16 protein-coding genes are annotated in these 19,235 nt (G+C 70.8%); 6 read left to right on the top strand and 10 right to left on the bottom strand.

Annotation, left to right across the window (positions count from 1 at the left end; genetic code table 11):
• Nucleotides 1-2: 2 nt before the first annotated feature.
• The 9 genes from JHL17_RS05285 to JHL17_RS05325 all read right to left on the bottom strand — a co-directional run bounded on the left by JHL17_RS05285 (nt 3) and on the right by JHL17_RS05325 (nt 9,446).
• Complete coding sequence (locus JHL17_RS05285; protein WP_200191004.1) at nt 3-824, bottom strand: SCO family protein; 822 nt, start codon at nt 822-824, stop codon at nt 3-5.
• Nucleotides 821-1,291: a hypothetical protein gene (locus JHL17_RS05290; protein WP_247893327.1), complete on the bottom strand. Its 471-nt coding sequence runs from the start codon at nt 1,289-1,291 to the stop codon at nt 821-823. Before JHL17_RS05290 ends, JHL17_RS05285 begins: the two co-directional genes overlap by 4 nt.
• On the bottom strand, nt 1,284-2,375 hold the full coding sequence (locus JHL17_RS05295) for a hypothetical protein (RefSeq protein ID WP_200191005.1): 1,092 nt from the start codon (nt 2,373-2,375) through the stop codon (nt 1,284-1,286). The genes JHL17_RS05290 and JHL17_RS05295 overlap by 8 nt, the downstream gene beginning before the upstream one ends.
• Nucleotides 2,372-2,902, bottom strand: coding sequence for a c-type cytochrome (locus tag JHL17_RS05300; RefSeq protein ID WP_200191006.1), 531 nt, complete (start codon nt 2,900-2,902; stop codon nt 2,372-2,374). The genes JHL17_RS05295 and JHL17_RS05300 overlap by 4 nt, the downstream gene beginning before the upstream one ends.
• Nucleotides 2,899-3,450 carry a DUF3341 domain-containing protein gene (locus tag JHL17_RS05305; RefSeq protein WP_200191007.1) on the bottom strand — a complete coding sequence of 184 codons (552 nt, stop codon included), beginning with the start codon at nt 3,448-3,450 and terminating at the stop codon, nt 2,899-2,901. Before JHL17_RS05305 ends, JHL17_RS05300 begins: the two co-directional genes overlap by 4 nt.
• On the bottom strand, nt 3,450-4,820 hold the full coding sequence (gene nrfD, locus JHL17_RS05310) for an NrfD/PsrC family molybdoenzyme membrane anchor subunit (protein ID WP_345773755.1): 1,371 nt from the start codon (nt 4,818-4,820) through the stop codon (nt 3,450-3,452). Before nrfD ends, JHL17_RS05305 begins: the two co-directional genes overlap by 1 nt.
• Before the next feature lie 4 nt (nt 4,821-4,824).
• Nucleotides 4,825-7,821 (bottom strand): TAT-variant-translocated molybdopterin oxidoreductase, encoded by a 2,997-nt coding sequence (locus tag JHL17_RS05315; RefSeq protein WP_200191008.1) that lies wholly within the window; start codon nt 7,819-7,821, stop codon nt 4,825-4,827.
• The gene (locus JHL17_RS05320) at nt 7,818-8,471 is read right to left on the bottom strand and encodes a cytochrome c3 family protein (RefSeq protein ID WP_200191009.1); all 654 of its coding nucleotides are present in this window, start codon (nt 8,469-8,471) and stop codon (nt 7,818-7,820) included. Before JHL17_RS05320 ends, JHL17_RS05315 begins: the two co-directional genes overlap by 4 nt.
• A 279-nt stretch (nt 8,472-8,750) precedes the next feature.
• Nucleotides 8,751-9,446, bottom strand: a complete 696-nt coding sequence (locus JHL17_RS05325; protein ID WP_200191010.1) for a hypothetical protein — start codon at nt 9,444-9,446, stop codon at nt 8,751-8,753.
• A gap of 378 nt (nt 9,447-9,824) precedes the next feature.
• Between JHL17_RS05325 and tcuA the strand changes: the two genes are divergently transcribed.
• Both tcuA and tcuB read left to right on the top strand, forming a co-directional pair.
• On the top strand, nt 9,825-11,210 hold the full coding sequence (gene tcuA / locus JHL17_RS05330) for an FAD-dependent tricarballylate dehydrogenase TcuA (RefSeq protein WP_200191011.1): 1,386 nt from the start codon (nt 9,825-9,827) through the stop codon (nt 11,208-11,210).
• Complete coding sequence (gene tcuB, locus JHL17_RS05335; RefSeq protein WP_200191012.1) at nt 11,197-12,363, top strand: tricarballylate utilization 4Fe-4S protein TcuB; 1,167 nt, start codon at nt 11,197-11,199, stop codon at nt 12,361-12,363. The genes tcuA and tcuB overlap by 14 nt, the downstream gene beginning before the upstream one ends.
• Before the next feature lie 196 nt (nt 12,364-12,559).
• Here the strand turns inward: tcuB and JHL17_RS05340 are convergent, their stop codons facing one another.
• A complete protein-coding gene (locus tag JHL17_RS05340) occupies nt 12,560-14,140 on the bottom strand; it encodes an aldehyde dehydrogenase (NADP(+)) (RefSeq protein ID WP_200191013.1) in 1,581 nt (526 codons plus the stop codon).
• 260 nt (nt 14,141-14,400) lie between these two features.
• Between JHL17_RS05340 and JHL17_RS05345 the strand changes: the two genes are divergently transcribed.
• The 4 genes from JHL17_RS05345 (at nt 14,401) to JHL17_RS05360 (ending at nt 19,235) form a co-directional block, all read left to right on the top strand.
• On the top strand, nt 14,401-15,132 hold the full coding sequence (locus JHL17_RS05345) for a FadR/GntR family transcriptional regulator (RefSeq protein WP_247893328.1): 732 nt from the start codon (nt 14,401-14,403) through the stop codon (nt 15,130-15,132).
• Nucleotides 15,133-15,615: 483 nt separating this feature from the next.
• Nucleotides 15,616-16,527 (top strand): 5-dehydro-4-deoxyglucarate dehydratase, encoded by a 912-nt coding sequence (gene kdgD / locus JHL17_RS05350; protein ID WP_200191015.1) that lies wholly within the window; start codon nt 15,616-15,618, stop codon nt 16,525-16,527.
• Nucleotides 16,528-16,687: 160 nt separating this feature from the next.
• A complete protein-coding gene (locus tag JHL17_RS05355) occupies nt 16,688-18,076 on the top strand; it encodes an MFS transporter (RefSeq protein WP_211113317.1) in 1,389 nt (462 codons plus the stop codon).
• 70 nt (nt 18,077-18,146) lie between these two features.
• Nucleotides 18,147-19,235 carry a mannonate dehydratase gene (locus tag JHL17_RS05360; RefSeq protein ID WP_200191016.1) on the top strand — a complete coding sequence of 363 codons (1,089 nt, stop codon included), beginning with the start codon at nt 18,147-18,149 and terminating at the stop codon, nt 19,233-19,235.

Raw genomic sequence — 19,235 nt, forward strand, 5'->3', positions numbered from 1 at the left:
CCTCACCCCTTTCCCGGCCGGCGGGTGGCGCGCCACACCACCAGCCCGACCGCCAGGATCGAAGCGGCGCCGGTCGCCTGCATCAGGCGGCCGACCTCGGCGTTGTATCTGCCCTGCGCCGGGTCGTAGCCGTAGCAGAGCAGCAGCAAATGGTCGGCGACCGAGCCGACGGCCCCCCGGGAAGCGTCGACCAGCCCGAGCCGCAGGTCGGTGGGGTCGTAGCCGATCCCCAGGATGTAGCGGGAGACGGTCCCGCCCGGAGACACCAGAACCACGCCCGCCGGATGGGCGTATTGCCCCGTCGCCTCGTCGAGGCGGTAGGGGAAACCGGCTGCGCCGGCGAGGCGGCGAACCTCTCGCCCCCGATCGGACGGATCGCCGATCAGGGGGTGAATGGCACCGGCCAAGGCCGGGTTCCGGTCGAAATGCCTCGCCTTCAGCGCCGCGGCGTCGGCCGGGCCGTCTTCCGGATCGATGCTGACCGCCATCACCGCATAATCCTTGCCCGGCGTCAGCGGCACCTGGGCCAAGGCCGCCGCCAGATCGCCCAGCACCACGCCGCACAGCGTGGTGCAGCGGAAATAGTCGAAGACCAGGACCAGCGGCCTGTCCGCGTCGAACAGCGACGCGGTGGTGATGGCATGGTTGGCCTCGTCGCGCAGCCTGATATCGCGCGGCAATTGCGCGCCCGGATGCTGGTCGAAGGCAAAGTCCTTGAAGCTTCCGGGCAGCAGGGCGGTCGGCGCCGCCTGGGCGGGGGCTGGCAGGGCGGTCAAGGAACCGAGCAGGCAGCCGAGCAGGGCGGCGATGGCGAGCCGTCTCATCGCCGGCCCTCCTGCCTTGCATCCGCCGGCCAGTCGGGAATACCGTCCCCGGCGACTTGGCGCATCGCCTCGTCGATGGGGATATGGGCGATGCCGTGCTCACGGTCGGCCCAGCCGTAGCCGGCCAGCCGGCTCATCGACTCCGCCTTGTAGCGCTGCCAGTCGGCGGCGGGATCGGTCTGAAGACGCGGCTCCGGCATCGGCGTCGTCAGCGCGCGGTTCTCGTCCCTGGCCGCCTGGGGGAAGATCAGCAGCAGGGAGACCACGACCGTCCCGATCAGACCGGCGGCCAGCCCGCCCAGCAGCGGGAACAGCCAGGGCGGGGTGTCCCGCATCTCGAAGCCTGTATCGGGATTGCGGCCCCCCGGATGCGGCGTCGGCCGGCCGCGGCCCCGCCTCAGCCAGCCGAACAGCAGCGCCGCCGCGGCGGCGATGCCTGACCGGGCGATTCGGGTGGCCTTATCCATGGCGGACCCCCGATGCCGGAAGGCCGGCAGTCCGGGGGGCGTGCCCGTTCCGGCCGGAGGGCAGCCGGCCGGCATCCAGGCGCCACAGAAGCACCGCCGTGCAGGCCCCGCCCATCGCCAGCGTGGCGGCGGGGGCGAACCAGGTGAAGCCGCCGTCCAGTCCCGGCAGGATCAGCCACCAGCATTCCATCAGATGCGCCGCCAGCAGCAGCAGGCTGACGGCGGCCAGTCCGGCCCGGCTGCGCTTCACCGGCCACCAGATCAGCGCGGCGAAGGGCAGCGCCCCCTGCGCCAGCGCGCCGAGCGCCGCCACCCAGCCCCAGCCGCCGGACAGGCGGGCGACGTACCAGGTGATCTCGTGCGGCAGGTTCTCCTGCCAGACGATCAGGAACTGCATGAAGGACAGGTAGAACCACAGCAGGACCGCGGCGGTCAGCAGGCTGCCGAGGTCGCGTCGCTGCCCGGCGTCCGTCCGTCCGACCAGCATGGCCGCCAGCGTCGCCAGGGCCAGGGCGCCGAGAAGCTGGCCGCCGACGATCATCATCCCGTAGATGCTGGAGCCCCAATCGGGCTCGATCGACATGAACCAGTCGAAGGAGGCGAAGGTGACGGTCAGCCCGAGCAGGATAAGCCCGGGCGCCGCCAGCGGGTTGCGGCCCCGGCCCGATCCCCGCAGCGCCGCCAGGGCCAGCCCCAGCCAGACCACGGCATAGAGCGCCGCCCGGCCGTAGAAGAAGGGGGCGTTCAGGTAGAAGCGGTTCTTCAGAGGCGCCGCCTCGGCCGCGCGTGCCCAGGGATACAGTTCCGGCAGCAGGAGCAGCACCGGCACCAGCAGCAGGAGCATCAGCGGCAGGAGCACGACCATCACCCGCAGGGGGGGCACCGCGGCGACACCCCAGCGCCCGCCGGTCAGGTCATGGGCGAACAGCAGCATCATGGCGCCCAGCGGCAGCCCGATCCAGAAGGCGAAGGACGCCAGCCAGCCGCGCAGCACCGCCTGCGGATCGGCCAGCGCGCCGACGGCGCAGACCGCACCGCCGGCCAGCGCTGCGGCGATGGCGGCGAGGAGCGGGCGGCGGCTCATCGCAGCGTCCCCCGCACGGCGTCCGGCAGATCGGCCGCGGCGGCGTGCTGGCTGGCCTGCAGGGCGCGGATGTAGGCGGCGATGGCCCAGCGGTCGTCGGGGGCGACGCGGTCGGCATAGGCGTACATCGCCCCCCAGCCGTTGGTGGCGACATCGTAGAAATGGCGGGTCGGGGCGTTGCGCAGGGCATCGCTGTGGAAGGAGGGTGGCCGCGGGAAGCCGCGCTGGACGATCATGCCGTCGCCGTCGCCGAGATAGCCATGGCAGGGCGTGCAGTGGATCTCGTAACGCTCCTTGCCGCGGGCCAGCAGGGCGGGGGTCAGTGCCGGAGGCGGCTGCGGCCGGTCCTCGCGCGCGACGGTGTTCGGTGCCGGCTGCGGCGGCCAAGCTCGGCCGTCGGAGGTGGAACTGGCAGGCGTCCAGGTCTTGTCGCGCGGCTGCTTCGCCATGTTGTCGCAGGCGCCGAGCAGCGCCGCCGTGCCCAGCAGAAGCGCCGGCAGAAGGACAGCAGGGAACAGCCGGGTCATGCCGGCACCTCGTCGATCCGCACGCCGTCGCCCTCGGGCAGCAGTTGGCGCAGCAACTCGCGGTCGTCGCGCCCCTCCCGCTCCGCGATCCAGATCAGGAAGCGGTCCTGCGAGGCACGCTCGAAGCCCGGCGCATCGAAGATCGGGTCGTAGAGGCGCGGCAGCCGGCAGAACCGGCAGAAGGCGAGAAAGCCGACCAGCAGGATGGCCAGCGCCGCCAACTCGAAGGTGCTGGGGGCGAAGGCCGGCCAACTGTTCAGCGGCCGGCCGCCGATGTTGAGCGGATAGCTCAGTGCCATTCCCCAATATTGCAGGAAGAAGCCGCCGACCGCACCCAACCCGCCCGCCGCCACGACGATCAGCGGCAGCGCCCGTGCCTGGCGTCCCAACAGTTCGTCCACCCCCTCCACCGCATGGGGGCCGTAGACCTCCAGTTGCGAGAAGCCTTCCTGCCGCAGGCGCCGCAGGGCCTCCAGCATCGCGTCGGGGTCATCGAAGGCGGCCAGCCTGCCCCGAAGGCTGTGCCCGGTGCCGCGCCGCACGCTCATCACCCGCCCCCCGCCTGTTTCTTGTGGAGGAGGTCGCGCAGCTCGAACATCGACACCATCGGGATGAAGCGCAGCGCCAGGAAGAATCCGGTCAGGAACAGCCCGACCGACCCGGCCAGAGTCGCCCAGTCCCAGACGGTCGGCACGAAGACGAACCAGCTCGATTCCGAGTGGTTCCGGTGCAGGCTGCCGACGACGATGACGTAGCGTTCGATCCACATGCCGATCACCACGCAGAGCGCCACCAGGAACAGCAGCGGCCGGTTCAGCCGCAGCGGCCGGACCCACAGCAGTTGCGGGACGAGGCCGTTCAGGACGATCTTCGCCCAGTACCAGGGGGCGTAATATCCGGTGAGCAGCGAGGTCATCACGGTGATCTCGCGCTCCTCCCCCCGGTAGAAGGGCATGAACGCTTCGATCAGGTAGCAGTAGGACAGCAGCAGGCTGGCGGTCAGCATCAGCCGGGCCAGCACGTCGAGGTGGCGCAGCGTGATGACGCCGGTCAGTTCCAGCGCCCGGCGCAGCGGGATGACCAGCATCAGCACGACGGCGAAGCCGGACAGCGCGGCGCCGAAGACGAAATAGGGCGGGAACTGCGTCTCGTGCCAGCCCGGCGTCAGGCCGCCGGCGAAATCCAGCCCGACGATGCTGTGGATGGAGCAGACCAGCGGCGCCATCAAGGCGGCGAACAGCCCGTAGAGCATCCTGAACTGGCGCCAGTGCTGCGACGATCCCTGCCAGCCCAGCGCTAGCAGTCCGTAGAATATCCGCTGCCAGCGCCGCCGCGCCCGGTCGCGCAGGGTGGCGAGATCGGGGAGCAGCCCGACATACCAGAACAGCAGGGACCCCGCGACATAGACCAGGATGGCGACGAAGTCCCAATGCAGCGGGCTGCGGAACTGCGGCCACAGCGCCATGGTGTTGGGATAGGGGAACAGCCAGTAGAAATACCACCAGCGCCCGAGATGGATGACCGGCATGATCCCGGCGCAGGCGACGCAGAACACCGTCATGGTTTCGGCGATGCGGCTGGTGGCGCTGCGCCAGTCCGACCGGGTCAGGAAGAACAGGGCGGAGATCAGCGTCCCGCCGCTGGCCATGCCGACCCACCAGACATAGTTGCCGATGGCGAAGCCCCAGGCGATCGGCCAGTCGATGCCCCAGATGCCGACGCCGCGGATGAACAGCCAGCCGACCGCCGCCAGGAATAGGACGAACAGCCCGAAGGACAGCCCGAAGCCGACCCACCACCACAAGGGCGTGCGGCGTTCCAGCACGAGGCCGCTGACATGGGCGGTCACCGCCAGGGCCGTCACCCCCGGTTCGACCACCCGCGCCAACTCCTGTCCGGTCTCGGTCGATGCGTTCACCGGCTCACGCCTCCCCAAGCTCGGGGTTGGGATTGCGCAGCCGCGCCTGATAAGTGGTGCGCGGCCTGGTGTTCAGGTCGGTCAGCACGCCATAGTCGAGCGGACTCGCCTTGCGCCGGCTGACCGCGCTGTCGGGGTCGTTCAGGTCGCCGAAGACGATCGCCTCGGCCGGGCAGGCCTGCTGGCAGGCGGTCTTCACCTCGCCGTCGCGGATCGGCCGGTTCTCGCGGTCGGCGGCGATGCGGGCGTTGCGGATGCGCTGGACGCAGTAGGTGCATTTCTCCATGACGCCGCGCGCCCGGACCGACACGTCGGGGTTCCAGGACATCGGCAGCCGGTTGTCGTCCGCCGCATAGTTGAAGTAGTTGAAGCGGCGGACCTTGTAGGGACAGTTGTTCGAGCAGAAGCGGGTGCCGACGCAGCGGTTGTAGACCATCACGTTCAGCCCGTCGGCGTCGTGCATGGTGGCGGCGACCGGACAGACCACCTCGCAGGGCGCGTTCTCGCAATGCATGCAGGTCATCGGCTGGAAAAGGGTCTGCTCCGGCGCCGCCGCTTCGCCCTCGTACCAGGTGTCGATGCGGATCCAGTGCATCTGGCGGTTCCGCAGCACCTCCTCCTTGCCGACGACGGCGATGTTGTTCTCGCCCTGGCAGGCGGCGGTGCAGGCGTTGCAGCCGATACAGGCGTCGAGGCTGATCGCCATGCCCCAGGCGTTGCGCGGATACTCGTAAGGCGGATAGAGCGAATGCTCCGGCTCCTCGCTCCGGGCGAAGCCGGGATCCCGGCGGAACGCGTCGAGCGTGGCGTGACGGACCGCGTCGGGAGAGTCGATCATCTGGTGGTGCTGGGTGGCGGCCAGCCGGTGGGTCTCCCCGGTCTTGCGCAGCTCCACCCCGGGCAGCTGCCAGAGCTGGTCCAGCCGGCGCAGTGGGAAGGCGTCGAAGCCGACATCGCGCCCGACCCGGCCCACCACCCTGCGGCCGAAACCGAAGGGCAGGGTGACGCAGTCGGGGGCATGGCCGGCCAGCCGCCAGACCGGCGCGCGGAGCGTGCCGGCGGCGCTGCGCAGCTCCACCACATCCTCGTTCTTCAGGCCGAGCCGCTCCGCGGTGGCCGGCGCGATCAGCAGGGCGTTGTCCCAGGTCAGGGTGGTGAAGGGGCGCGGCAGCTCCTGCAGCCAGCCGAGATTGGCGTAGCGCCCGTCGCGCAGCCACGGGTCGGGCCGGAACAGCGCGGTCAGTGTGCCGCCGCCGGTTGATGCCGGAATCGATGCCGGGGGAGGCGGCAGGCGGTCCGCCAGGCCGGGCAGCAGGGAGACGGACAGCGGGGCGGCGGCGCTGTCGGGGACGATGCCGAGGCGCAGGGCGTCGGTCCACATTCCGTCGGCATCGCCCTTGCCCTGGAAGCGCTCCATCCAGGTCGCGCGGACGATGGCGTGGCCGTCGGGGCGGGTCTCCCCGTCGAGGACGGCCAGCAGTTCCTGCGGCGACCAGCCGCCCCACAGCGGCCGGGTCTGCGGCTGCTGGATGGTGACGGTGCCGTCGAAGGCCCGCAGGTCGCCCCAGCGTTCCAGCTCATGCGCCTCCGGCACATGCCAAGTGCAGAGCATGGCGGTCTCGTCTGGCGCGGTGCCGAGATGGACCGAAAGCGGGACCTTCGCCAAAGCGCCGGCGAAGTCGAGGTCGGCGGGCGCGGTGAAGACCGGGTTGGCGCCGAGGGTCAGCAGCGTGTCGACCCGGCCGGCCGCCATGTCGGCGACCAGCCCCTTGAGCGAGTCCCCGTGGTCGACCGGATCGGCCTCCACCGGCTCGATGTAGGTCACCGTTTGGCCGGGTGCCCCCAGCGCGTCGTTGATGGCGTGGACCAGCGCGTGGACGGCGGGCGGCTGTGCCGGCCCGGCATGGACCAGCGCCGTGCTGCGGCTGGCGGACAGGTCGCGGGCGACAGCGGCCAGCCAGCCGGGCGCATTCCGCCGCCACTCCGCCGGCCCGGCCCCGAGTTCGGCGGCGAGCGCCCGCACCGCCGCCTCGATCTCGTTGGGGCGAACGGCGAAGCGGTGGTCGGCACGGGCGCCGGCCAGGGTGGGTGAGCTTTCGATCGCGTAGAGGCGGCTCATCTCCTCCGGCCGGCCCTCCCCGGCGGCCCGGCGGCGGCGGGCGAAGTCGCGGGCGTAGCGCAGATGGCCGGGAGCGCCGTCGAGAAAGTCGCTCTCGATCGCCAGGATCGTCTTCGCCCGGTCCAGGTGCAGCAGCGTATCGACCGGCCGGCCGAAGGCCAGAACCGATCCGGCCCGCAGCGTGTCGCGCCCGTCGGCTTCCCAGCGGTGCCACTGCATCGCCGGGAAGCGCCGCTTCAGTGCGGCGACCTGCCGGGCCAGCGTGGGGGAGGTGACGGTGCCGGTCAGCAGCCGAAGCCCGCCGCCGCCGTTCGCCGCCAGGGCGGGCAGGCGGTCGACCAGCGCCTTGAGCATCCCGTTGGTGCTCGCCGCCCGGCCGGCTTTCAGCACGCTGCGCGAGCGGTCTGGATCGTAGAGGTCGAGGATGCCGGCCTGGATGATCGGGTCGAGCGCGCCCAGGCTGGCGGGATGGTCCGGATTGCCCTCCAGCTGGACCGGGCGTCCCATCTGCTGGACCACCAGCACGCCGTCGGCATAGCCGCCGCGGCTGATCGCGGTGGCGACATGGCGGGCGACGCCGGGAACCAGGCCGGGCGGCGTGGTGACATAGGGGATCGCCTGATCCGCCGCTTCCCCCGCCGCTTCCCCAGGGCCGCAGCCGGTCAGGCCGGCCAGCGCAAAGGAGGCGCCCATCAGCTCCAGCAGCCGGCGGCGGCCGACGCGTGCCTCCGCGAGATCGGGCAGGCCGGGGAACTCGGCGCGCAGCATCTCCAGCACGGCCGGTTCCCGCGCCAGCTCGTCCAGGCTGCGCCACAGCGACCGGCCGCTCCGGCCGGCCAGCCTGCCTTCGATCCTCTCGGCCAACTCCTTCCGCGCCGTCATCGGTGGCACACCGAGCAGTCGGACAGGGTTTCGGGATGGATGTGGTAACGGGCCATCAGCTGTTCGCCCGACGGCGTCGCCGCGGTCGGTTTCCAGTCCATGTCGAAGACCGCCTCCTTCGGGCGCAGGTTGGGGGCCGGATCGCGATGGCAGTCGAGGCACCAGCTCATCCGCAGGCTCGCTCCCTTCCAGGTCAGCGGCATGCCGTCCACCGGCCCGTGGCAGGTGGTGCAGGCGACGCCCTTGGCGACATGGATGCCGTGGTTGAAGAAGACGTAGTCGGGCAGCGCGTTGACCCGGTTCCAGCGGATCGGCGTCCCGGTGGCGAGGCTCTGCCGCACCGGGGCCAGCAACTCCGCGTTGGTCCAGATCTGCGAATGGCAGGTCATGCAGGTGTGGGTCGGCGGCAGCCCGGCGGTGGCGGAGACCTCGACCGACGTGTGGCAATAGCGGCAGTCCAGCCCCAGCCCGCCGACATGATGCTCGTGGCTGAAGGGGACCGGCTGCGGCTGCGCGATGCCGACCCGCGTCGCGTAACTGGTGTTGGGGAAGAACCACGCACCGCCGGCCAGCGTGATCAGACCCGCCAGCAGGGTGTAGAGCACCAGTTTGGTCAGGATGTTGGCGGTGGGACCGAAGACACCCGGCACGGCTCGGGGCTCCCGTCACGCAGCCGGGGCTGCGGACAGCTCGAGGAGCAGGCGTCGATCCATGGCTTCCAGTCTCCCTGGCCCGGCGCGGCGGGCATCGGCGAGGGCCGGCATGGGCATGCCACCCCCACGCTACAAGGGTCCACTCGCGGTCTGGTTCCATGACTTCGGTCGGGCTAGCCCGACTGCCCCGGCCTTTCCGCACCCCGGCACCGGTTCGCATCCGGCGGTGGGATGGAACGGCGTGGAACGCTTTCCGGCTGATGTTCCATCCCCGGCCTACCGGCGCCGGGAGAAGGGGCCGGCGGCGCGGCCGTTCGCCGGCCCGGCGGCGAGGCTGGGATAGGGATCGTCGGGGTTGACGGTCCAGGGATAGACGCCCTTCGGGCCTTCGGCCTCCGGCCGGGCGAGGATGGCGGCGACGGCGCGCGGATCGGGCGGGGTGCGCTCGCGCAGAGCGCCGGGGAGGTCGTCGTCGAGTTCGGGGACGGTGACGGTGGGCGGGTCTTCCGGTTTGGGGGCCGGCTTCGGGGCGGGGGGATGGTCCGGTTGGGCGGCTTGCCGGGTGGGGGTGGGCATGTCGAGGGCGGCGAAGAGGCCGAGGCGTTCGGCCAGCCAGCGCACGGTGGAGGGATCGCCGGCAGCGACCAGCCGCTCGATCTGTTCGGCCACCAGGATGCGTAGCGAGGAGAGGCGCAGTTCGGCCTCGCGGTTCAGCGCCTGCCGCTCCCACCACACCCTGTGACGGAAGTCCTTGGAGCCGTAATAGGCGCGCCACAGCGTGGTGCGGCTGCAGCCCATGGCGCGGGAGACATGAAGGAAGGAGCTGCCGCGGGACAGCATGCCGGCGGCCATGATCCATTGCTCCTCGTGGAACTGCGAACCGGGGACCAGCGCGCCTTCGGAAGGAACCGGCGGCTCTTCGGCCCAGCAGGGAAAATGGTCGTTCTGGAGGGTACGGCTGTCGACGGGCATGGCGTGGCTCCGCAAGCGGGAAGGGGAAACTTGCGGAGAATATAGGAATTATTTCTCTTATCGGTGGGCTTTTGCAAAAGCGGGATGGGGCGCTGCCCTTTGCCGCAGGCGGAAGGGGGGCATGGGGTGATAAATGCCCTCTCCCGCCCCAGGCGCTGCGTGATGCACACGACTTGTAGCGCAGGAAGGATCCCCTCTCCCCCCTGGGGAGAGGGTTAGGGTGAGGGGGCGGCATGGCGAGGATTCTCGGGATAGCCACGCAGTGCATCCCCCCCCCCCCCCCCCCCCCCCCCCCGGGGGGGNNNCCCCCTCACCCCGACCCTCTCCCCGGGGGGGAGAGGGGGATTGTGGCGAAGCTGATGCCAAAGGCTGCGATCGATGACCGGTGTCCCGTACGACTGCGACGTTCTGGTGGTGGGGGGCGGGAATGCCGCCCTCTGCGCCGCCATCGCGGCGCGGCGGGCGGGTGCCGCCGTCCTGCTGCTGGAGGCGGCGCCGAGGGCGCTGCGCGGCGGAAACGCCCGCCACTCCCGCAACATGCGGGTCATGCACGACGCTCCGACCCCGTGGGTGCGGAGCAGCTATCCCGCCGACGACTACAGGGGGGAGTTGCGGCGGGTGGCGGGGTACGCCGCCGGGACCGATGACGGGCTGGCGCGCCTGTTCGTCGCGGACAGCGCCGGGATCGTCGACTGGCTGGCCGGCAATGGCGTGCGGTTCCAAAGCGCCACCGACGAGATCCTGCCCTATTCGCGCAAGACCGTCTTTTTCCTGGGCGGCGGCAAGGCGCTGGTCAATGCGCTCTATGCCACCGCCGAAGGGCTGGGGGTCGCCATCCGGTACGGCAGCGAGGTGCAGGCGCTGCATCTGCGCGACGGGGCGCCCGCCGTCACGGTCGGGCGGCCGGGCGGTTCCGCCCGCGGAACCGGGACCGTCCGGGCGCGGGCGCTCGTCGTCGCCTCCGGCGGTTTCCAGGCCGATCTCGGCTGGCTGCGGCGGCAGTGGGGCGGGGCCGCCGACCAGTTCACGGTCCGCGGCACTCCCCAGGCGACCGGCATCCCGCTGAAGGCGCTGCTGGCGGCGGGGGCCGAGCCGGTGGGGGCGGCGGACCGCTGCCACAGGGTGGCGGTGGACGGCCGGGCGCCGCGGTTCGACGGCGGTATCGTCACGCGGCTGGACGGCATCGCCCACGGCATCGTCGTCGACCGGGATGGCCGGCGCTTCGCCGACGAGGGGGCGAGCGTCGGGTCGGGCCGCTACACCGCCTGGGGCGATCTGGTGGCGCGCTGTCCGGAGGCCATCGCCTTTTCCGTCTTCGACGCGGCGATCGGCGAGCGGTTCCGGCCCTCGATCTTTCCGGCGGTCCGGGCCGACGGCATCGGCGAGCTGGCGCGGGCGCTCGGCATCGATCCGCCGGCGCTGGAGGCCACGGTGGCCGGCTTCAACGCCGCGATCGCCGATGGCGGGGCGACGGCGGGTCTCCATCCGCCGAAGACGCGGCTGGCCGCGCCGATCACGGTTCCGCCTTTCGGCGCCTATCCGGTGCGGGTCGGCGTCACCTCCACCTGTCTCGGGGTGCGGGTCGACGGGCGGGCGCGGGTGCTGCGGCGGGATGGGACGGCCCTCGACGGGGTCCATGCCGCGGGGGTGGTCATGGCGCCGAACATCCTGGGCACCGGCTATCTGGCGGGGAGCGCCATGGCGGTCGGCGCGGTGTTCGGACGCATCGCCGGGCGGGAGGCGGCTGCCCATGCCCTGCACTGACGCTGGCGTGGAACGGATCGCGGCGGAGGCCCGCCGGGCGCTGGACCTCTGCAATGCCTGCCGGTTCTGCGACGGCTATTGCGCCGTCTTCCGAGTGTTGAGGTCGCGGCGGACGGTGTCGGCGGCCGATCTGGCCTTCCTGTCCAACCTCTGCCACAACTGCCGGTCCTGCTATCACGCCTGCCAGTACGCGCCGCCGCACGCCTTCGACCTCAATCTGCCGAAAAGCCTCGCCCTGGTCAGGCAGCAGTCCTATCGCGACCATGTCTGGCCGGTGTGTGTCAGGGGACGCCCGCCCGGCTCGGGCTGGGGCTTCGTCGCTGGCGTGACGGCGGCCTCGGTGGCGCTCGTGGCGCTTCCGGTCCTGCTGTCGGTGCCGCCGGAGCTGCTGTTCGGGCGGCAGGCCGGGCCGGGCGCCTTCTATCGGCTGGTGCCGTGGGGGGCCATCGCCGGGGTGGCCGGGGCGGTGCTGCTGTGGTCGCTGCTCGCCATCGGCCTCGGCGTCGCGTCGTTCTGGCGCGGCATGGGGCCGGCGCCGGCGGGGGTGGCTCTGCTGCCGGCCTTGCGCGACGCCCTGTCGGACGCCGCCAGCCTGCGCAATCTCGGCGGCGGCGGGGCCGGCTGCAACGACCGGGACGAGCGCTTCTCGCAGGCGCGGCGGCGGTTCCACCATGCGCTGTTCTACGGGGTGATGCTGTGCTTCGCCGCTACGGTCGTGGCGACCGTCTATGACCATGTCTTGGGCTGGCAGGCGCCTTATCCGCTACTGAGCCTGCCGGTGCTGCTCGGCGGGCTGGGGGGAGGCGGGATGGTGGTGGGAACCGCCGGGCTGGCGCTGCTGAAGCGGCGCGCCGATCCGGCGCCGCTGGCGCCCGGTCTGACCGGCGCGGACTGCGCCCTGCTGGGGCTGCTGTTCCTGGTGGCGGCGAGCGGTCTCGCGCTGCTCGCCCTGCGCGAGACGGCGGCGATGGGGCCGTTGCTGCTGGCCCATCTGGGCCTCGTGCTCGGCTGGTTCGCGACGCTGCCCTACAGCAAGTTCCTGCACGCGCCCTTCCGGTTCGCCGCTCTGCTGCGGGCGGCGATGGAACGGCGGGGGCTTGATTCCCTCTCCCGCCCCGGGAGAGGGAGGGGACCCACGGAGTGGGGAGGGTGAGGGGTGATCCAAGGAACCATGCGGTTCGGGATTCTTGTCCTGCCCCTCACCCTTCCCACCGCTTCGCGGTGGGCCCCGAGGTCGCTTGCAAGTCTCGCGACCGCATTCCGCCTACGACTGCGTTGCAGTCGTCCAGCCTGCGGCCGTCGGCTCCATGCCCTCTCCCGGGACGGGAGAGGGGAATTTGGGTCGACGGTCAGCCGCGGCCCAGCTCGCCATCCACCCGGCGCCACAGGCCGAGCGGGTTGCCGTCGCGCAGGGACTCCGGCAGCAGGTCGGCGGGGATGTCCTGGTAGCAGACCGGGCGCAGGAAGCGGCGGATCGCCAACGTGCCGACCGAGGTGCTGCGCGGGTCCGAGGTCGCCGGGAACGGGCCGCCATGCACCATCGCGTGGCAGACCTCCACCCCGGTCGGCCAGCCATTCGCCAGGATGCGGCCGGCCTTGCGCTCCAGCGTCGGGATCAGCCCCGCCACCGCAGCCCTGTCCGCCGCGTCCATCTGCAAGGTTGCCGTCAGCTGCCCTTCCAGCTTTTCGGCGACTGCCGTCATCGCCGCCACATCCGGGCAGCGGATCAGCAGCGAGGCGGCGCCGAACACCTCCTCCTGCAACTCAGGATCGGCCAGGAAAGCCTCGGCCGTCGTGGTGAAGAAGGCCGCCTGCGCCTGGTTCGGCCCGCTGCAGGCCAGACCGCGCGCCAGCATCGTCACCGCGCCGCTGCCGGCCAGCTTCGCCACGCCGGAATCGAAAGCGGCATGGATGCCCGGCGTCAGCATGGTCGAGGCGGCGCTGCCGCCGAGAGCCTCCGTCGCCGCGGCGACGAAGCGGTCGAGGTCCGGCCCGTCCACCACCAGCAGGATGCCGGGGTTGGTGCAGAACTGCCCGGCGCCCATGGTCAGCGAGGCGACGAACGCCTTGCCCAGCGCCTCGGCCCGCGAGGCCAGCGCCGCCGGCATCAGGAAGACCGGGTTGATGCTGCTCATCTCGGCATAGACCGGGATCGGCTCCGGCCGCTTGGCCGCCACCTCCATCAGCGCCAGCCCGCCGCGGCGCGAACCGGTGAAGCCGACCGCCTTGATGCGCGGATCGGCGACCAGCGCCGTGCCGATCTCGTTGCCGGTGCCGAACAGCAGCGAGAAGACGCCTTCCGGCAGGCCGCAGGATGCCACCGCCGCCTGGATGGCGCGGCCGACCAGTTCCGAGGTGCCGGGATGGGCGCCATGGCCCTTGACCACCACCGGGCAGCCGGCGGCGAAGGCCGACGCGGTGTCGCCACCGGCCACCGAGAAGGCGAGCGGGAAGTTCGACGCGCCGAACACGGCGACCGGCCCCAGCGCGATGTGGCGCTGGCGGATGTCGGCGCGCGGCAGCGGCGTGCGGGCCGGCAGGGCCGGGTCGATGCGGGCCTCGACCCAGCTTCCCTCGCGCACCACCTGGGCGAACAGGCGGAGCTGGCCGACGGTGCGGCCGCGCTCGCCCTCCAGCCGGGCGCGCGGCAGGCCGCTTTCGGCCATGGCGCGGGTGATCAGGTCGTCGCCGATGTCGAGGATGTTCTGGGCGACCGTCTCGAGGAAGGCGGCGCGCTGCTCCAGGCCGGTCTCACGGAAGCTGTCGAAGGCGGCCCAGGCCAGCGCGCAGGCGCGCTCCACGTCCGCCGCGCCGCCGCCGCCGAAGACGGGGTCCAGCGCCTCGCCGGTGGCGGGGTCGACGGCGCGGAACTCGCCCTGGCTGCCGCGATGGGCGGTCGCGCCGATCAGCATCTCGCCGGTGATGGTCATCTTGGGGTCTCCTTCAAGGGCGGAGCGCCGGGGGAGGGGCGCCCGCCGACAAGAGCGGCCGGACATTCGTTGGAGAGGCGATCTATCATGACATCGGTCATCATACAAGTGGGGCGGTGCGGAGCGGCCCCGATGCGTCGCCTTTCCACGGGCTGGCAGGCCGGCTTGTCTATTGTCGTATAGGTTTTGGGGGTGTTAACTCTGGACATGGAGTGGTGACGGGCGGTCCGTCCCGGAACCGGGTTTGGGTGAGGATGGTGATGACAGCGCGCAGGCGCCGGGACCCGCTGGCGAAGCAACTGGTGGATGCCCTGGCCGAACGGATCTCCAGCGGACAGTTCAAGAGTGGCGACCGGCTGCCGAGCGAACAAGACCTGATCGACGAATTCGGCGTCAGCCGCACCGTGGTGCGCGAGGCGATCGCCAACCTGAAGGCGGTCGGCATGGTCTCCACCCGGCAGGGGCTGGGGGCCTTCGTCCTGCGCGACGCCGCGATCCTGCCCTTCCGCATCGAGGAATCGACGCTGGAGGCGGTGAACGAGGCGATCTCGGTGCTGGAGGTCCGCATCAGCCTGGAATCGGAGGCCGCCTACCTCGCCGCCATCCGCCGCGACGACGCCCAGCTTGCCCGCATGCGCGAGGCGCTGGACACGATGACGGCGGCGGTGGAGGCGGGCGAGGATGCCATCGACGCCGATCTGGCCTTTCACAGCGCCATCGCCGCGGCGACCGGAAACAAGCATTTCCTGGCCCTGTTCTCGTATCTCGGGTCGCTGCTGATCCCGCGTGCCCGCGTGCGCTACGGGCATCTGGAAGGCGACTCGCGCCGCCAATATCTGCGGCGGATCAACGACGAGCACCAGACCATCTATTCCGCCATCGAGCGCCAGGACCCGGAGGGCGCCCGCGCCGCGCTGCGCCTGCATCTGAACGGCAGCCGCGACCGGCTGCGTGTCGGCGGCGATTTCAAGGCGCCCGCCGCGACGGGGTGAGCCGCTGCCCATTGCGGGATGAGGAGACCAGAAGGGACGCTGCCGGACCGCCGGTTGCGTCCCTTTTGCTTTGTGCGAAAGCATATGGCCCCTCTCCCGCCTCGGGAGAGGGAAGGGGCCCGCCGCGAAGCGGTGGGAAGGGTGAGGGGCTAGGCACGAAGCCATGCGCTTCAGGTTCCTTGGAGCACCCCTCACCCTCCCCACTTCGTGGGTCCCCTCCCTCTCCCGGGGCGGGAGAGGGCGTTCGGCGCCGGACGGCGCCCGCTGTCGCCGACCACGGATTGGTGGGGAGGCGGATTGCCGCTGCCTGCACCAAACCACTTGTATGATGACTGATATGATGGTAGTCGTCCTGTCATCGGACGCCGCCGGTGTCGAACGGACCGCCATCCCGAACGCCGCCCCGGCCATCGTCCCAAACCACAATCGGCCCGCAGCCTTTTTCCTGCGGATCGTCTCCACCGTTTTCCAAGGATGCTCCCGATGGAACCGCAAGCCCTGAAGGCCGTCGTCAGCGAAGGTCTCCTGTCGTTCCCGCTGACCGATTTCACCGCCGACGGCACCTTCGAGCCGGGCGGCTATGCCCGCCGCCTGGAATGGCTGAAGCCCTACGGCGCGTCGGCCCTGTTCGCCGCCGGCGGCACCGGCGAGCTGTTCTCGCTGACCCCCGACGAACACAAGGGCATCGTCTCGCTGGCCGTCGAGGTCTGCGGCAAGGAAGTGCCGATCATCGCCGGCGTCGGCTATTCCACCCGCATCGCCATCGAGATGGCGCGGGCCGCCGAGAAGGCCGGGGCCGCCGGCATCCTGGTGCTGCCGCATTACCTGACCGAAGCCGACCAGGAGGGCGTCGCTGCCCATGTCGAGGCGATCTGCAAGTCGGTCGGCATCGGCGTTATCATCTACAACCGTGCCACCTGCAAGCTGAGCGCCGACCGTCTGGCGACGCTGGCGGAGCGCTGCCCCAACCTGATCGGCTTCAAGGACGGGCTGGGCGACATCGAGATGATGACGACCATCCGCCGCAGGATGGGCGACCGCTTCAGCTATCTGGGCGGCCTGCCGACCGCCGAGGTCTATGCCGCGGCCTATCGCGCCATCGGCGTCCCGGTCTATTCGTCGGCCGTCTTCAACTTCATCCCGCGCACGGCGATGGAGTTCTACCAGGCGGTCGCCGCCGGCGACACCGCCACCACCGACCGGCTGCTCGACCAATTCTTCCTGCCCTATCTGGCGATCCGCAACCGCAAGGCCGGCTATGCCGTCAGCATCGTCAAGGCGGGCGCCGCCATCGTCGGCCGTCCCGCCGGCCCGGTGCGCGCGCCGCTGGTCGATTGCACCGCGGCCGAGGTCGAGGACCTGCGCGCCCTGATCGACGCGCTGGGACCCCAGTAAGCCGCTAACCCGCGGCAACGAACCATCGCCGGACGGGCAGGCGCCGGGCTTCATCCCGGATGCCGGACACAAGGTGCAGCCAGCAAGCCGGATCCGCCAATCGGGTCCGGGAACGGACTGCCGCGCCTGCCCGCCCTCATGCCTTGAGGGAGGAAATTTCATGACAATCGAGAGCACCGCCGCCAACGCCGAGCGCGCGTCCTATTCGACCGCCGCCGCTGCCGCCGCCCCGCCCGCCGCCAAGCAGACAAAAGTCCGCTATCTCATCCTGGCGATGCTGTTCCTGGTCACGGTCATCAATTACGCCGACCGGGCGACGCTGTCGATCACCGGCCCCGTGATCTCGAAGGAGCTGGGGATCAACGCCGCCGAGATGGGCTTCATCTTCTCCGCCTTCGGCTGGGCCTATGTGCTGGGCCAGCTGCCGGGCGGCTGGCTGCTCGACCGCTACGGGTCGAAGATCGTCTATGGGCTGAGCATCTTCATCTGGTCGGTCTTCACCCTGATGCAGGGCTCCATCGGCTTCTTCGCCGGCGGGACCGCGGTCATGGTGCTGTTCGCCCTGCGCTTCGCCGTCGGCTTCGCCGAGGCGCCGTCCTTCCCCGGCAACAGCCGCGTCGTCGCGGCGTGGTTCCCCGGACAGGAGCGGGCGACCGCGTCGGCCATCTTCAATTCCGCCCAGTATTTCGCCACCGTGCTCTTCGCGCCGCTGATGGGCTGGCTGACCCATTCGTTCGGCTGGCACTGGGTGTTCGGCGTCATGGGCGGGCTCGGCATCGTCATGGCCGGCGTGTGGATGAAGACCGTCTACGCGCCGAAGGACCATCCGCGCATCAATCAGGCCGAACTGGACCACATCGCCGCCGGCGGCGGTCTGGTCAACATGGACGACGGCCAGAAGAAGGCGGTGTCGGCCGAGAGCGGAGCGAAGTGGGATTACATCCGCCAGCTCTTCGCCAGCCGCATGATGGTCGGCATCTTCCTCGGCCAGTTCTGCATCAACGCCATCACCTACTTCTTCATCACCTGGTTCCCGGTCTATCTGGTCCAGGCCCGCGGCATGTCGATCCTGAACGCCGGCTTCATCGCCTCGATCCCGGCGATCTGCGGCTTCGTCGGCGGCATCCTGGGCGGCGTGATGTCGGACGCCATGCTGCGCCGGGGCTATTCGCTGACCGCGGCGCGCAAGACGCCGATCGTGCTGGGCATGGTGATGTCGATGGCGATGATCGCCTGCAACTACACCGACCTCCAGTGGGTCATCGTGTCGCTGATGGCGCTGGCCTTCTTCGGCAAGGGCATCGGCGCTCTCGGCTGGGCCGTGATGTCGGACTGCGCGCCGAAGGAGATCACCGGGCTTAGCGGCGGCGTGTTCAACATGTGCGGCAACCTGTCGTCGATCTCGACGCCGATCATCATCGGCTACATCATCCAGAGCTCCGGCTCCTTCAACGGCGCCCTGGTCTTCGTCGGCGCCAACGCCCTGATCGCGGCGGTCAGCTACCTCGTCGTCGTCGGCGAGATCAAGCGGATGGAACTGAAGAAGTAACGACCGGCGGGGTGGGGTTCCCGCCCCGCGTCCAACTCCACGTCGAACGGTTCGGCAAAGGGTCTTTCCCATGTATATCGGCGAACAGCTCATCAACCCCACCGACAAGCGCCTGCGCCTGTCCGCCCAGCTCGGCGCCCGGGGCATCGTCATCGACAGCCGGCCGAACGTGCCGGTGATGGCAGGCGACGATGTCGAGGCCGGGCTGTGGGACGGCCGCAAGGTCGCCGACCAGCGCAAGTGGGTGGAGGGCCATGGCCTGACGCTGGACTGTCTGGCGCTCGACGTCGGCTCCATCCTGCTCGACAGCCTGCGCGCGCCGGAGAAGGCGGCGGCCACCGCCGAGCGGCTGCGCCACAACATCCGCGCCGCAGCGGACGGCGGGGTGGATACCGTGAAATACACCGTCGCCATGGTCGGCATCACCCGCACCGGCGTGGTCGACGGCCGCGGCGGCATGAAGTGCAGCACCTTCCGCGCCGACGAGTACAAGGCGGAGAACGACGCCCGCTTCTCCTACTGGGGAACCGTGCTGCCGGAGGACGAGACGGGGACCAAGCCGTCGCCGCTGGCCGCCCGGGGTGCGCCTGAGACCTGCGGGCAGGTGATGGCGAGCGAGGCCGGCGGCGTCAGCGAGGCCGACGGCTGGCGCGCCATCGAATATCTGGTCGAGGCGATCCTGCCGACCGCCGAGAAGGCCGGCGTCAAGCTGGCCTGCCACCCGCACGACCCGGCCTATCCGCCGGGCGGCCTGAACGGCGTCCACCATGTGCTGGGGTCGCTCGACGGGCTGCGGCGCTTCGTCAACCTTGCGCCGGAGAGCAAGTCGCTCGGCTTCAACTTCTGCCAGGGCACCATCGCCGAGATGTCGCGCGATCCGACCGGGACGGTGCTGGAGGCGATCCGCGAGTTCGGCCCGCAGAACCGCATCTTCATGGTCCATTTCCGCAACATCAAGGGCGGCTACCTCGACTTCCGCGAGGCGATGCCGGACGAGGGGTCGGTCGACATGGCGGCCTGCATCCGCGCCTACCGCGAGGTCGGGTACCAGGGCATCCTCTGCCCCGACCATGTGCCCTTCTCCGAGGTCGATCCCGACCGCGAGCGCTTCTTCGCCTTCGCGCTCGGCTATACCCAGGCGCTGCTGCAAGCCGCCTGA

It is taken from the genome of Azospirillum endophyticum (assembly GCF_016595245.1).
GTDB lineage: Bacteria > Pseudomonadota > Alphaproteobacteria > Azospirillales > Azospirillaceae > Azospirillum > Azospirillum endophyticum.

What these genes read in the sequence shown, in the direction of transcription:
- kdgD (WP_200191015.1), top strand. Translation starts at nt 15,616, where the DNA reads ATGGAACCGCAAGCCCTGAAGGCCGTCGTCAGCGAAGGTCTCCTGTCG.
- tcuA (WP_200191011.1), top strand. Translation starts at nt 9,825, where the DNA reads ATGACCGGTGTCCCGTACGACTGCGACGTTCTGGTGGTGGGGGGCGGG.
- JHL17_RS05300 (WP_200191006.1), bottom strand. Translation starts at nt 2,902, where the DNA reads ATGACCCGGCTGTTCCCTGCTGTCCTTCTGCCGGCGCTTCTGCTGGGC.
- JHL17_RS05325 (WP_200191010.1), bottom strand. Translation starts at nt 9,446, where the DNA reads ATGCCCGTCGACAGCCGTACCCTCCAGAACGACCATTTTCCCTGCTGG.
- JHL17_RS05360 (WP_200191016.1), top strand. Translation starts at nt 18,147, where the DNA reads ATGTATATCGGCGAACAGCTCATCAACCCCACCGACAAGCGCCTGCGC.
- JHL17_RS05355 (WP_211113317.1), top strand. Translation starts at nt 16,688, where the DNA reads ATGACAATCGAGAGCACCGCCGCCAACGCCGAGCGCGCGTCCTATTCG.
- JHL17_RS05285 (WP_200191004.1), bottom strand. Translation starts at nt 824, where the DNA reads ATGAGACGGCTCGCCATCGCCGCCCTGCTCGGCTGCCTGCTCGGTTCC.
- JHL17_RS05305 (WP_200191007.1), bottom strand. Translation starts at nt 3,450, where the DNA reads ATGAGCGTGCGGCGCGGCACCGGGCACAGCCTTCGGGGCAGGCTGGCC.
- JHL17_RS05315 (WP_200191008.1), bottom strand. Translation starts at nt 7,821, where the DNA reads ATGACGGCGCGGAAGGAGTTGGCCGAGAGGATCGAAGGCAGGCTGGCC.
- JHL17_RS05295 (WP_200191005.1), bottom strand. Translation starts at nt 2,375, where the DNA reads ATGAGCCGCCGCCCGCTCCTCGCCGCCATCGCCGCAGCGCTGGCCGGC.
- JHL17_RS05345 (WP_247893328.1), top strand. Translation starts at nt 14,401, where the DNA reads ATGACAGCGCGCAGGCGCCGGGACCCGCTGGCGAAGCAACTGGTGGAT.
- JHL17_RS05290 (WP_247893327.1), bottom strand. Translation starts at nt 1,291, where the DNA reads ATGGATAAGGCCACCCGAATCGCCCGGTCAGGCATCGCCGCCGCGGCG.
- tcuB (WP_200191012.1), top strand. Translation starts at nt 11,197, where the DNA reads ATGCCCTGCACTGACGCTGGCGTGGAACGGATCGCGGCGGAGGCCCGC.
- JHL17_RS05340 (WP_200191013.1), bottom strand. Translation starts at nt 14,140, where the DNA reads ATGACCATCACCGGCGAGATGCTGATCGGCGCGACCGCCCATCGCGGC.